The organism is Bradyrhizobium sp. SEMIA (genome assembly GCF_014844175.1).
GTDB classification, from domain to species: domain Bacteria; phylum Pseudomonadota; class Alphaproteobacteria; order Rhizobiales; family Xanthobacteraceae; genus Bradyrhizobium; species Bradyrhizobium arachidis.
The window spans coordinates 7,319,171-7,332,985 of sequence record NZ_CP046601.1; the positions used below are offsets into that span (position 1 = coordinate 7,319,171).

10 protein-coding genes are annotated in these 13,815 nt (G+C 59.2%); 5 read left to right on the forward strand and 5 right to left on the reverse strand.

The features are described from left to right. Positions 1 to 60: 60 nt before the first annotated feature. Positions 61 to 2,697: a CehA/McbA family metallohydrolase gene (locus tag FOM02_RS35445; protein WP_265440716.1), complete on the forward strand. Its 2,637-nt coding sequence runs from the start codon at positions 61 to 63 to the stop codon at positions 2,695 to 2,697. A 154-nt stretch (positions 2,698 to 2,851) separates the two neighbouring features. On the opposite strand, the gene FOM02_RS35450 is transcribed toward FOM02_RS35445, so the two are convergent. Continuing rightward, entirely contained in the window at positions 2,852 to 3,943 is a 1,092-nt protein-coding gene (locus tag FOM02_RS35450) for a LacI family DNA-binding transcriptional regulator (protein ID WP_265440717.1), read from the reverse strand. A gap of 264 nt (positions 3,944 to 4,207) precedes the next feature. Here FOM02_RS35450 and FOM02_RS35455 point away from each other — a divergent pair, with 264 nt between their 5' ends. From FOM02_RS35455 to FOM02_RS35470, 4 genes are all read left to right on the forward strand, one after another. After that, complete coding sequence (locus tag FOM02_RS35455) at positions 4,208 to 5,410, forward strand: CaiB/BaiF CoA transferase family protein (protein ID WP_265440718.1); 1,203 nt, start codon at positions 4,208 to 4,210, stop codon at positions 5,408 to 5,410. Between the two features lie 102 nt (positions 5,411 to 5,512). After that, positions 5,513 to 6,811, forward strand: a complete 1,299-nt coding sequence (locus tag FOM02_RS35460; RefSeq protein WP_265440719.1) for a hypothetical protein — start codon at positions 5,513 to 5,515, stop codon at positions 6,809 to 6,811. Positions 6,812 to 6,986: 175 nt separating this feature from the next. Next, positions 6,987 to 7,916, forward strand: a complete 930-nt coding sequence (locus FOM02_RS35465) for a dihydrodipicolinate synthase family protein (protein ID WP_265440720.1) — start codon at positions 6,987 to 6,989, stop codon at positions 7,914 to 7,916. Positions 7,917 to 7,919: 3 nt separating this feature from the next. After that, positions 7,920 to 9,386, forward strand: coding sequence for an NAD-dependent succinate-semialdehyde dehydrogenase (locus tag FOM02_RS35470; RefSeq protein WP_265440721.1), 1,467 nt, complete (start codon positions 7,920 to 7,922; stop codon positions 9,384 to 9,386). A 259-nt stretch (positions 9,387 to 9,645) separates the two neighbouring features. Here the strand turns inward: FOM02_RS35470 and FOM02_RS35475 are convergent, their stop codons facing one another. The 4 genes from FOM02_RS35475 to FOM02_RS35490 form a co-directional block, all read right to left on the reverse strand. Beyond that, the gene (locus FOM02_RS35475; protein WP_265440722.1) at positions 9,646 to 9,894 is read right to left on the reverse strand and encodes a hypothetical protein; all 249 of its coding nucleotides are present in this window, start codon (positions 9,892 to 9,894) and stop codon (positions 9,646 to 9,648) included. Between the two features lie 183 nt (positions 9,895 to 10,077). Continuing rightward, positions 10,078 to 10,980: an NAD(P)-dependent oxidoreductase gene (locus FOM02_RS35480; RefSeq protein ID WP_265440723.1), complete on the reverse strand. Its 903-nt coding sequence runs from the start codon at positions 10,978 to 10,980 to the stop codon at positions 10,078 to 10,080. Between the two features lie 3 nt (positions 10,981 to 10,983). Next, on the reverse strand, positions 10,984 to 11,664 hold the full coding sequence (locus FOM02_RS35485) for an HAD family hydrolase (RefSeq protein ID WP_265440724.1): 681 nt from the start codon (positions 11,662 to 11,664) through the stop codon (positions 10,984 to 10,986). Further along, on the reverse strand, positions 11,661 to 13,241 hold the full coding sequence (locus FOM02_RS35490) for a hypothetical protein (protein WP_265440725.1): 1,581 nt from the start codon (positions 13,239 to 13,241) through the stop codon (positions 11,661 to 11,663). The genes FOM02_RS35485 and FOM02_RS35490 overlap by 4 nt, the downstream gene beginning before the upstream one ends. Between the last annotated feature and the right edge of the window lie 574 nt (positions 13,242 to 13,815).

A 13,815-nucleotide genomic window follows, 5' to 3' on the forward strand; every position in this document is an offset into this window, starting at 1 on the left:
CATTCACAAGACAAAGACTGCTTGCGCGGCACCAGAGTTCCTGAAGCTCGAGTTCGAAGCATGAAAACACCTTCATCGCCGCACTTCACGCCTGTGGACCTGAAGCGATATTTCAACGCCAGGCGCGCAAATACGGGTGAAGGGTTCGCGGCCCGCCCGGGTGATACCGGTTGGATCGATTCGCTTCGTGGGCTCCAGACTCATCGCGGCATGCCCTTTCTGTTCGGCACCGAAACAGGGCCGGATGTGCTGGAGCTGCGCCCCGGGGCCTCTCCTGCCGTAATTGCGTTGCCGCGGGCAACGGCGAGCTATGTGCTGTTCGTGCAAGTGGTCGCAGACCGCCCCAGTACAAGTCCCGAGGGTTTCGGAGAGATCGGCCCTGCTACGCTGCCTGTTGAAGGTAATCCACTCGGCGACCGGGTGGCGACATACGGGCTCCGCTATGCCGACGGCAGCGAGACCGACGTGCCGGTGCTGCGCCGCTTCGCGATCCAGCAGAACCACATCTCCTGGAGTGCGAGTGCGTTCGCCGCCCTGCCGCTACGCGGCCCCATCGTGCATGCAAGCACGGGCGAGGACTTTATACTCGGCAGAGCGCCGGGGGCGAGCTTCTTCCAGGGCGAGGCCCGCACCCAATCGGGACGTATGGATCGACAAGGTGAGAACCTGTGGCTTTACGCGCTCCCGAACCCCTGTCCGGACAAGGAGCTTTCGGCGCTAAGCTTGCACGCGGAACAGGAAATCTCGCTTGTCTTTGCGGTGACCACGACCACGCTCACCCAGCACCCGTTGCGCCTCCAGGGCCGTCGCAAGCTGAAGGTAAGGCTGCCGCCCGGGGTTCATCTCAATAAGCTTGGCGAGCTCGATGTCGACGATCGAGGCGAGCAGATCGGCATGGACCTCGGCACGGTCATCTCGGCCCGCGCAGTGCTCGAGTACTCCAGAGCGGATTGGCTGGGCGCCAAAGTTGATGTGCAACCCGTACGCTCGGCCAACGAAGTCATCGTTGAGTACTCCGCGCATCCCGACGCAAGGCTCTATCTGCGCTCCGACGATGGCCGCTTGCATATGTTCGAGCTTCGATCGTTGGAAGGCGGCGGTAACGAAGGCGGCGCCTCGCTTAATGTGGCCGCAGTCGAACCGGCCACAAGGCCGGTCAAGATCCGCATCGTGGAGAAGGGCAGCGGGGTGCGTGTTGCCGCGCGACTGCATGTCCATGGTGCGCACGGAGAGTATCTGCCACCCCAGGGACATCACCGCAAGGTCAATACCGGCAGGTTCGAGGACTTTTCGGGCGAATTTGCCAATGGGCTGAACCAGTACGCCTACGTGGACGGCAGCTGCGAGGCGGACCTGCCGCTCGGGCCCGTGTTCGTAGAGATCAGCAGGGGTTTTGAGGTGCGCCCGCTGCGCACCATCGTCGAAATCACCGCAACGACGGACAATCTCACCTTTGAGCTCGACCGTGTGCTGCGCTGGCGCGAACAGGGATGGGTCAGCTCTGATACGCACGTTCATTTCCTGAGCCCGCAGACGGCGCTGCTTGAGGGCAAGGCGGAGGATGTCAACGTCGTCAACCTGCTCGCCGCACAGTGGGGCGAGCTATTCACCAACGTCGCCGATTTCGACGGGCGCACGACGATCGGGGCAAAGGATTTCGGCGGGGACGGGGAATTCCTGGTTCGGGTCGGCACGGAGAACCGGATGCAGGTTCTGGGGCACATATCGCTGCTCGGCTACGAAGGTGAGATGATCAATCCGCTCTCCTGCGGCGGATCCAACGAAGCTGCGATCGGCCATGTTCTGGAAGCGACCATGGCCGACTGGGCGGAGCGCTGCCGTCAGCAAGGGGGCCTGGTCGTAATGCCGCATGCGCCGAACCCGCAGGCGGAACGTGCGGCCGATATTGTGCTCGGCCTTGTTGACGCCATCGAAATGATGTCGTTCAACCCGCGGACCGCGCAGATCAGCGCATTTGGTCTTGCCGACTGGTATCGCTACCTCAATATCGGTTACCATCTGCCGCTGGTAGCCGGCTCCGACAAGATGGACGCGGCCGCACTGCTCGGGGGCTCGCGGACCTATGTGCGGCTGGGCCAACGCGACTTCACGTATCGCAACTGGATGGATGCCGTGCGCAGCGGGGACACGTTCATCACGGTCGGGCCTCTGGTTGAGATGATCGTTGAAGGACGCCGCCCTGGAGGCACGGTGGTCCTTCCCCGTTCAGGCGGCACCCTCACGATCGACTGGCGGATTGAATCAGTCAGCGTTCCGCCGGCACGAGTGGAGCTCATATGTAACGGCACGGTCCTCGAGGAGATTCGATGCGGGGGCTTATCGTGCAAGGGGCAGCTCTCCGTGCCCGTTAGCGATTCATGTTGGATCGCACTGCGCGTTCGGGGCAGTGTCGCCGGACGCGAGGCCGACATTGCGGCGCACACCAGTGCGGTATATGTCAAAGTAGGCGAGATGCCCATCTTTGCCACCGCGGATGCAATCTCGGTCCTTGCACAAATCGAGGGATCGATCGCCTATATGGACACGCTTGCTCCCAAGTCCGATGAAGCGCGACACGCGCGACTGCGAGCTGCCCTGGAGCTTGCGCATCATCGCTTGCATCATAGACTGCACGAACTCGGCGCCAGCCACCATCACGCACCCGTTCATTCCGTTCACGTTGAACGCGAGCATTGAGAAGCCTCTAGTTCGGTTGATGGTCGTGCAGGCGCGCGTCGCATGCTCAGCAAAGTTGCTGACGGGCGATTGGTGAAATGGAATGCCTCACCGGGTCCCTCGGCGCGAAGGATAGGCGACGGTTCTGAAACGGATTTAAAGAACCGGAGCCCGATCAATGATCTCGACTGCGCCCGCGCCGGGCGGGACGGACGCTGGAGCGCGGCGGCGCGCTCGATGAGCGCATGACCAGCCGATAAGGCAACACGACACTTCTCGGGACAGGACTTCCAGCGATGGCATTGATGAGATAATCGGCGGCTCCCCGGCCGATTTCTGCTGCCGGAACACTGATCGTTGTGAGCGGCGGGTCCATTTGCGCCGCCAGCTCCACATCGTCAAATCCTGTAATGGAAAGCGTGGCCGGTACGGCCAGACCCATCTTGCGAGCCTCTGCCATTGCACCGATGGCAAGCGTGTCGGTGGTGCAGATGACTGCTGTCGTGTCCGGATGATCCGTGAGGAGTTGACGAAGGGCACTACGGCCTTGGGCAAGCGAATAATCGGCCTTGACGATCTGGGTTGGCTTGAGCGGGAGGCCGGCGTCCGAGAGCGCGCGCTGAATTCCCTCGAGCCTGGCGCGGGATCTGTCGTTTGACGCAGCAACAACGTTGGCAATTGCGCCGAAACGGACGTGTCCAAGCCTTAGCAGATACTCTGTCATCTCGCGGGTGGCGCTTTCGTTGTCGATTCCGATCGCGGGGATGCCGCCGCCGGACTTGGCAACATAGGTGGTGATGACGGGTACGCCTGCCTGTTCGATCAGGCTCCTCAGCTCCCGTCCGTGGGAAGCTCCGACCAGCACGATTCCATCGATGCCACGTTCAATGAGACTTTGCAGTTCCTGAAGTTCACGCCGCTGGTCATATTGCGAATTCGCAATGAACAGCGTGTAGCCGCTTTCGCTGAGGCGGTTCTGGAGCGCTTCGACCCCTTCTGCAAAGATACCGAGCGCCAGCGTCGGAACGATGACGCCGACGGTCCGCATGCGTCCTGATTTTAATGCTCTGGCTGCGCTATCGCGCGTGTAGGCGAGGTCATTGATATGCCGCATGACCCTGTCGCGAAGCTCCGGCCGTACGATATCGGGGTGATTGAGCACCCGCGACACCGTCGCCGGCGACACATTCGCCTTCCGAGCAACGTCCTCGATCTTCACGCGCGGCTGCTGGCGGCCTTTTGGCGCGATTACAGGTTTTTTGTCCATTTGCGTTGGTCAACCAAGAGAAGGAGAGGATCACCCCCTCAAGAGGGTTAAACCATCACGAGCGCCACCTTCTCAAGCCCTGTATACGGGCCGTCGGCGCTATTTCTGACCCTCTCATGCGCACATCGAGCGGGGGAAGCGGATCTCATTCAAAAGTTGGTTGATTCGCTTGACTCCGGTTCTTGCGCGGCCTAAGTCTGAAATCGATTTCAGAAGTCGAGCGCCAAGCAGCTCGATTTCAGGCAAAACCGAAAGCAAGGACGTATGGTCGATCTTTTGAAGGGCATTCGTGTCCTCAGCCTCAATCACTTTCTGATGGGTCCGGTCGGCGTGCAGTTTCTCGCCGACCTCGGTGCGGACGTAATCGCCGTGGAGCCGCCCGGAGGGGCCTTTCAGAGGAAATGGGGCGGGGCGGACAAGCGGGTTGATGGCCAGTCAATGTTGCTTCTTACGGGCAACCGCAACAAGCGCAGCCTTACGCTCGATCTGAAAAAACCCGAAGCCGTCGTCATCGCCAGGCAACTGATCGCGAAATCGGATGTGATCGCAGAGAACTTCCGCCCGGGTGTGCTCGACAAGCTTGGTCTCGGCTACGAGGATGCAAAGAAGATCAATCCGCAGATCATCTATGCGGCTGCCTCCGGCTACGGTCCTGACGGGCCCTACGTCAACCGCCCAGGCCAGGATCTCTTGATCCAGGCCCTCTCAGGACTTGCGATGATCACCGGAAGTCGCGAGCAGGGGCCGCGGGCTGTGGGCGTTTCTGCCATTGATCATCACGGCGCCGCCTTGTTTGCGGCGGGCATCCTGGCTGCCCTGGTGAGGAAAGCGCGCACGGGGCAGGGCTGCCGCGTCGATGTTAGCCTACTATCGGCTGCGCTCGACCTACAGATGGAATCTTTTACCTGCTACTTGAACGGCCAAAGGCCTGACGACGTCCGTCAGCCGGGTCCGGTAGCGGGCTGGTACTACGGCGCGCCCTACGGCATCTACGCAACACGCGATGGACACATTGCGATCTCTTTGGGATCGCTGGAGGCGCTCTCAGACGCGCTTGACCTTCCGGTCGACCAGCGAATTCCTGACGAGGAGGCGTATCGCCGGCGGGACGAGGCCTCAGCCATGATTGCGCCCAGTGTCGCCAAACGCACAACCACCGAATGCATCGCCTTGTTCGAGGCGCGCGGAATTTGGCACGCTGCGGTGAACGATTATGCCGACGTCGTTGCGGATCCGCAGATTGCGCACAACAGAAATTTCCAGGTCGTGACCGGCGCGACTGGAACTCCCATCACCCTCGTCGGCCATCCCGTGCGCTACGACGGCGAGCAGCCGGACGTGCGTTTACCCCCGCAAAAGCTCGGTGCGCAAACGGAAGAGATTCTGAAAGAGCTGGGCTACGACGCCAGGAAATTGAAGCATCTTTACGATACGGGCGCCATCGGCGCTGCGGACTCGCATCACTGAACGACCAAAGTGACTTCTCGAAAGTAGCGCGCTTACGTCAGGAGGGCGTGGTGATCGGCATCAACTTGCGCGCGGCTTTCCCTGCGGTGTTGCTGACGAGGCGTGCTCCTCGGCACCGATGCAACCAAGCGCACGCTTGGAAGTCTGGTGAACATTAACCGTTCACGCCAGGCAGGACCTGTTGGTAAAAAGCTTTCAGTTGCCGCCAGGCCAAAGCCGCGCGGCGAGTTTTATGTTGGACCAGAAGCCATGACGGAACGCCAATATCTGCTCGCGCGCGAGCGTATGCTGAAGCGCATTGCCGAGACCAGGGACACTGCACACTCGGGCTTGCCACACTGGGCGAGTGCTGCCGATGGAACATGGACATTTACGCCCGATGGTGATTGGACCGGCGGGGCCTTTGTCGGCGAGCTTTGGCTCGCGCATCTCGCTGATCCCAGGCAGTTCCCAATCGAAGACGCGCGTGCTGCGCTAAGCCGAATGTTGCCGCGTGCCGAGCGGCTTACGGCCTTCAAGGGTTTCGGCTTCTATCATGCTGGCGCCCTCGGCAGCATCCTGTTCGAGGACGAAAACGCGCGCGAGGTGGCTCTGACAGCTGCAAGGTCGCTTCGTGATATGTTCGATCCACACCTCGGACTGATACCGTTGGGCAGGGATGCCGAGGAGGCGAGCGCAGTCGGAGCCTCCGAGAGCAGCATCGACTCCCTTCAGGCGACAGGCCTGCTCTATTGGGCCGCGGAAGAGCTTTCCGATGCTCGGATGGATGAGGTCGCCAATGCACATATGCGGCGTGTCCTCGAGATCCACGTACGGCAGGACAATTCAGTTATCCAGTCTTCCACCCTTGATCCACACACCGGCAAGGTGCTCAGAACGCACACGCACAAGGGATATAGCGATATCAGCACCTGGGGCCGGGCGCAGGGATGGGCGATGCTCTACACCGCTCACGCCGCCATGGTCCGCCCGGATGAACCGCTATGGCGCGACTACGCCGTGCGCCTTCTTGACTGGTGGATCGATCATGTGCCTGCGGATCTCATTGCCTTCTGGGATTTCGACGATCCGGCGATCCCCAACACCAGCAGGGATACTGCGGCCACTGCTATCGCTGCTGCCGCGGCACTGCGCCTCGCATCCGCACTTGGTCCTGAGCAGGGCGCCAAATACAGACTATTTGCGGAGCGAACAGTTACTCAGCTGATCTCGAAATACCTGACGCCGACTACTCCCGATGACCGGCGCCCGCCTGGAATGCTCATCGGCGGCTGCTTCACCCGAAAGGCGATTGTGCGCGATATCGATGCGGCCCAGAACGTCGAGCTGATCTTCGGAAGCTACTTCCTGTTTGAATGTCTTGCCGTCCTCACCGACCTGGTGCCGCCTGGCTGGATTTAATGAGGAGGCACGAAAGCCGTCCAACGCGAGCAAAGCCTCAAACCAATCTCGTTTGTGACGCCACGCCAGTCAATCTGTCAAAAAAAGTGCGCCGGTATCGGCGCCACTCCTTAGATGTTTGCATGGCTGCCCCCGTTCGACAGCAAGTGACCGCCTCCTGTCTGGAATCCTCTACATGAGCAATGCGAAAACTCCCATCTATCGCGGCTTGTTCCCGGTCGCTCCGACGCCGTTCACGGAGGCTGGAGATCTCGATCTCCAAGGGCAGCGGCGCGTGCTGGATTGCATGATCGATCAAGGCGTGGACGGAATCTGCATTCTAGCCAACTATTCCGAGCAGTTCCTGCTGTCTGATCAAGAACGCGACATTCTGGTCGAGCTCTGTCTTTCGCATGTCGCGGGCCGTAAGCCAGTGATGGTGACCTGCAGCCATTTCAGCACCCAGATTGCGGTGCAACGCGCCCGCTATGCGGCCGAACGTGGCGCAAGCCTCCTCATGCTGATGCCGCCTTATCATGGTGCAAGCCTCAAGGCGGATGACGGGGCCATGATTGGGCATTTCGGCCGGGTCGCGGACGCGGCAGGGATTCCAATCATGGTCCAGGACGCGCCGCTCTCCGGCGTTACATTGACGGTCCCGTTTCTCGTCCGCCTCGCTTGTGAGGTGCCGCTCGCCAGATATTTCAAGATCGAGGTGCCGTTTGCTGCTGCCAAGTTGCGCAGTCTGATCGAGCTCGGCGGTGAGGCCATCATTGGTCCTTTTGACGGGGAGGAGGCCATCACGATGATGGCAGACCTCGACGCCGGTGCGACCGGAACGATGTCGAGTGCGCTGCTGCCCGATCTGCTTCGCCCGGTGCTCGATCACCACAAAGCGGGACGCAGGCAGGAAGCCGCTCTAGCCTATGCAAAGGTGCTGCCGCTCATCAATTTCGAGAACCGCCAGTGCGGCCTGCGCGCTGCCAAGAGCGTGATGGCTGAAGGTGGTGTGATCAAATGCGAAGCAGTGCGGCATCCGCTCGATCGGCTCCATCCGGCGACGAGAGCTGGATTGATCGAGCTTGCGCACGAGCTCAACCCGCTCGCTCTTCGCTGGGGACATTGAGGCATGAACAATCCGGAACAAGCGGTGCAGGCACAACCTGTGTACCCCCAGATCAAGATGTTCATTGCCGGGGAATGGACGGAAGGGGAGGCGGAGCGCTCGGAAGAGATCCTCAACCCCGCGACCGGACAGCCCATTGGTGAAACGCCTTACGCCTCCCGCGGTGATCTTGATCGTGCCCTCGCGGCCGCCGCGGACGGATTCGAGATCTGGCGGAAGGTTTCAGCCTTCGACCGGTACAGGACCATGCGCAAGGCCGCCGAGCTCATACGCTCGCGTGCAGCCGGCATCGCTGCAATCATGACCCTCGAACAGGGTAAGCCGCTGAGCGAATCGAGTGCCGAAACGCTCCTCGCTGCCGATATCATCGACTGGCTCGCCGAAGAAGGGCGGCGCGCTTATGGGCGGATCGTGCCGGCGCGCCTTGGCAATGTCGCCCAGCTCGTGACGAAGGAGCCGGTCGGGCCGGTTGCGGCATTTACGCCTTGGAATTTTCCAATCAACCAGGCCGTGCGGAAGATTTCGGCGAGCCTAGCGGCCGGCTGCTCCATCATCGTCAAGGGACCTGAAGAGACGCCAGCGAGCTGCATGGAGTTGGTGCGTAGTTTCGCGGATGCGGGCTTGCCGGCGGGCGTGATCAATCTCGTCTTCGGCGTGCCATCCGAAGTTTCAGATCATCTCATACGCCATCCTATCGTCCGTAAAGTCTCCTTCACGGGTTCGACCGTAGTCGGAAAGCATCTCGCAGCCCTTGCCGGCGCCCACATGAAGCGCGCCACCATGGAGCTCGGCGGGCACGCGCCTGCCATCGTTTTCCCAGATGCCGACGTCGAGAAAGCCGCAAGAATCTTGTCGGCGAACAAGTTCCGCAATGCCGGCCAAGTCTGCGTCTCGCCGACGCGGTTTCTGGTGCATGAGAGTGTCTATGAAGATTTCGTCAAGAGGTTTGTTGCCGAGGCCAGCGCGATCAAGGTTGGCAATGGCCTTGAGAGAGATAGCCGCATGGGACCGCTCGCCAATTCGCGGCGGGTCGACGCAATGGAGAGCTTTGTCGCGGACGCTCTCGATTGCGGCGCCCAGTTGCGCACCGGCGGCAAGCGTATCGGCAATGCGGGATGCTTCTTCGCGCCGACGGTCCTGACCGATGTTCCACCTCGAGCGCGCATCATGAATGAAGAGCCGTTCGGCCCTGTCGCCCCGATTGCGCGGTTTAAAACCTATGACGACGTTGTCACGGAGGCCAATCGACTGCCTTACGGGCTCGCCGCCTATGCCTACACGCGATCCGCCGCAACCATGGCCGCGATCGGGGCCGATCTCCAATGCGGGATGGTATCGATCAATCATCATGGGCTGGGGCTTCCCGAAGTGCCCTTCGGAGGAACGAAGGAGTCCGGCTTCGGCTCGGAAGGTGGCCTTGAGGCAATCGAGGGCTATCTCGACACTAAATTTGTGAGCCAGGCGAGCTAGAACCGGAATCCCAGGTGCCAAACCGGAGCAGAACGATTGTTCGACAGTGCCGCCGGATCGCCTCAAGCGCTTTCCCCTTCTCCGCTGGCAGACCGGTACGCCTGCCTTCTCCCCAGACTTCAGCCGCTGTCGGAGAAATCCGGCAGCGGTTCTTTTTCTTTGCGGGACTGACACCTTATTGTTCATTCAGGCGGGAGCAGAAGTAAGATACCTTGTCCGGCAAATCGGCGCGGACGGATAACAGCTGCGTCCAAAGCCCTCAAGCCTCCGCGCCAATGATAGCCCGCGAGCACCACGAATATTGGCGCGGCCCAGCATGACCATCGCCGAATTTCTCGGCGATGACCATCTCACGCGCATAAGCGCGCAGATGCGGAGCAGGAAGATCGTGGAGAACCGACAAGTCCATTTCCAGTAGACCCGGTTCGACCGCATCATCAAAGGACATATCGATAACGATACGGGCCTTGGCGGAACAATGCGTCGGCGGTGATACGCAGTCCGCCATACTCGGTTTCCTCGCGAATGCGATTGACCTTGAGGCTGTTTGGATCGAACTCCGCCCATCGTCGAATGAAACGCCGCCGACTTCTTTGAAGATGCGGACCGTCTCGTCCTAATCATCGTTCTCGATGACGAGGGAGTCGAGGGGTACGTGGAAAAATGGCCCGCTTGGAGCCATACCAAGCGTTTACGATAGGGCCAAATGTGGTAGCGTCAGTTCACCTTTGCCTGCGACAACTGAGAGGTTGAGTTCCTGCGCGGCAGCATCCAGGACCGGCACGGAAACGGCACTCTCGCGCGCTAGGCGCACAGCACACTCGATGTCCTTTGCAGCATTTGCAATCGAGATTGCCAGTGCATCCGGTTTCTCTCCCAACAAAAAGGCGGCGAAGGCTTGGAATATTCCACTGTTCGTAGAGCCCCGACTGACCAAAGACCGTAGTGTTACAAGATCTATCTGAAGACTATCCGCGAATTGGCAGACCTCAGCGGCGACCGCAGCTATGCCCATAGTCATGCTGTTGTAAACAAGCTTGAGCTTGTGGCCGTGTCCGACATCTCCAACATGCGTCACGGTCTCGCAAAACGCAGCAAGAATGCGTTCAGCGACGGGAAAGAGTGTTGTATCCGATCCAACCATCGCATTGAGAAGGCCGAGCTCTGCTTGCTCGGGGCTTCGTGTTACGGGAGCATCAATAAAGCTTAGACCTCGTCTTTGCGCCGTTTTCGCCAATACAATAGTCGAGGCAGGATACGAAGTTGTACAATCAATTATCAAGCCTCCTCGGCACATGTGGCCAAATAGTCCATCGTCATCAAGGCACACCATCTCAACTTCGCGGCTGGACGGCAAGCACAACACCACCACACTTACATGCTGCGCCAACTCAGCGATCGACGTATGTTCGCGGGCCCCTGCATTTATCAGGCGATCGGCACCGAACCGCTTCTTGTTGACTTTGATGTGGAGTTCGCGTTGCTGACGCAGCAGGCTGATGCCTATACCTGTTCCCATGCGCCCCGCTCCGATAAGCCCTACGCTCTGCTTGATCAGTCTGGGAGCCGCGCTCGCTGATGGTTCCTTGCTCATGACTTAGCATTCCGAAAAGTAGCCACGGCTTTGCAGGATGGGCAGCAGCTCGTGATGGTTGTTGATTGTGTAATCTGGACGCGCGGCTTGCAGGCGCGAGGTCGAAACAAATCCTCCGGTAATGGATATGCTCGTCAGACCGAGATTACGTGCAATATCGGTCTCCACGGGCATATCGCCGATGATGAAGGTTGATGCGGGCTTCAGGTCATACCTTTGCATATAAAGCCGAAGCCGCTCTCCTTTGCTCATCGATTTGTATTGCGTGGCGCGGCTTTCAAAAGCGAGCACATCGGTGACGTAGTGATCTACTCCAAGCCTCCTCAGCTGGGACTGTAAAGGCGCGACTATGTGGTTGCTGAGGATGATGAGTGGAGCGGATTGTCGTCGCGCCTTCTCGAGAACTCTGCGCGCCCCCTCACGGAGATCGGCCTTGTCCGCAAGAGGCTCGTATAAGTCGTGAAACAGTGCGCCATCGTCACGCTCAACTGCCTCAATCTCTTCGCGCGACATTCCAAGGCTACGATAGAGATGAGAGAGGGGAACATCACAACGGTCCCGAAAGGTCTTTATATCGATGCTCGGACGACCAAAGCGGTCCAAAATGACGTTGGTCGTTTCGAGCAGCGCATAGGTGTCATCGAGCAGTGTTCCGTTCCAGTCAAATACGAGAGCGGGTTTCATGATCCTGACCTCAGGCGGGTATTGACAGGAAGAGCGGCCAGCAACGCTTCCAAGTGCCTACGCGCGCGCTGCCGTCCAGCGGGGGTCGGCATCTCGAACGTGAACGGTGACAGATCGATGCCCTCTAGCCTGTTGGCCAAAACGGATACAAGGGCGCGGAAAGGCAGATAAGTTATCGATGCCGCTTGGATCGCCGTCGCGATGTTGCTCTCAACGATTCTGAGCGCTGGCGGCTCCATCCTGTGGAAGCGAAGGCATTGGGCGCGCAGTTCGGACGGCAGCCGCTTCAATGCCTGCCAGAATGCGAGCTCATCTAGCGTATCAATACCCATGCCGTAGTAGTTTGGCGCAACTATAGGGGGAGAACCTATCGCCCAATGTACGTGTTTGGCTCCAGCGGCAAGGAGCATCGTTGTGACGGCTTGGCTGGTATCGCCTCGAATGAGGGCTTCGTCGACAACTATTACCGTCCGTTCAGCTACGGCGGGCTCCGACACTCGATACTTCCGGGCAATGCGAGATTGCCGGGCGCTTGTTCTGCCGAGGAGCGTTCGCTCATGAAATTGCGTTGCCACTACGTCACTACGCTCGGCAAGCACGCCCTGTTCGGCGAGAGAGTCAAACAGACCATCGGCGTACGGCCCCCCAGTATTTGGCATTGAGGACACGATTGGCGGCATCAAGAGTGGCGCTGCTTGAAGTCGCTCCGCAACAATTCTCCCCAAAGAGAGCCCGATGTTGTAACGGGTTTGGCGATGTGAATGGCCCTCCACCGATGTGTTTGGACTTCCCAAATAGAGAGCTTCGTACGCGCAGAGCTTGGCCTTATGTCCTCGGCAGTTCAGGGCATGGTCAACGCTGGCGCCGGTCTTAGCATCCATGCGCTGTATGCTCCCAGGCGAGAGCTGGCTGATCTCACCTTCCAAGCCTGCGAAGGCGCAATTTTCAGAAGCAAAGAGCAGCAAGCCATTACTTGCTCGCATAGTCTCCAATGGTCGCAAACCGCTTCGACTGCGGTATGCAACAAGATCTCCGTTCTTATCTAGCAAAAGCGCACTAAGGGCACCATCGATACGATTATCAAGCTCGCGAAAGATAGCTTCGTAGTTTGCGGGCCGGCCGTGACGCCAATATTCTCGTTCGCAAGAGTGTTCAATCCACCTCAGCAAGAGCTCGGCGTCTGTATTCGTATCTGTAAGTTGTCCTCGAGCGAGTACTTCGCTCCTGAGTTCATGAGCGTTCACCAAGGCGCCGTCCAGAGCAATGGCAAAATGGCGGCTAGGATTTGACTGCACGTCGTCGTCATCCCTAGCTCCACAGGATCCGCTACGGATCTGCGCGATTGCAACATGAGGCCGAAAGCACGGGTCCTGTTCGATGCAGTCAATGCGCACCGAACCATCGTTCGATTGAAAGGCCCTTCCATACCGGAGCCCACGCTCTTGCATAAAAGCAGAGACGATGACGCCCGCTTGCCCACGGAGTGCAAGTGTCGGAATCATTTTGTTCAGCTGATCAACGACACGGGGCGATGGTTCGCTTGAAGCGCAGAAAAATGCACCGGCGACACCGGACATATAGTTACCCACTTGTTAAGGAGTCGCTCTGGCGGGGGCGCCTCGATGGCACGTCGCTTCATCCTTAAGCAAGCGTCGTACCAGCGCTTTGCATATGCTAGCTGGCATTTCCGGAGCGAGTAGGGTTGGAAGACAGGCCATTCTAGCCATCGAGTCCATCGAGTGGTATTGTGCGTCGTTTAAGCACCCACGCGATGTTCAGGATGCTACAACCATGTGCGAAACGCTCCGCACCGGAGCGAGCAGGAAGGGGGGCTCAAGGTCGACGAAAGCCTTCTGATCTTCCACTCATGTCTTTTATTTTTGCGTCCAGCCACCAAACCGGGTCTTTAAAGTCAACCAGCCTAAGAAAAGGAGCTCAGAGAGGCCAGAGAGTGGCGTTCGACGCTCGCCTGATCAACTACTAACAGTGGTGATTGATCAGGACCATGAATCTTGGCCAGAACGAATCGTGTCGCTTACGCGGACCAACGCATGACGATGCACCTTCAAACAGTTTGGTCACCTTCAACGGCTCTGTCGCGGCGCGCGTGGCCAAATTACTTGTGTCCGAAATCCTTCGAGCCCGAGGGAA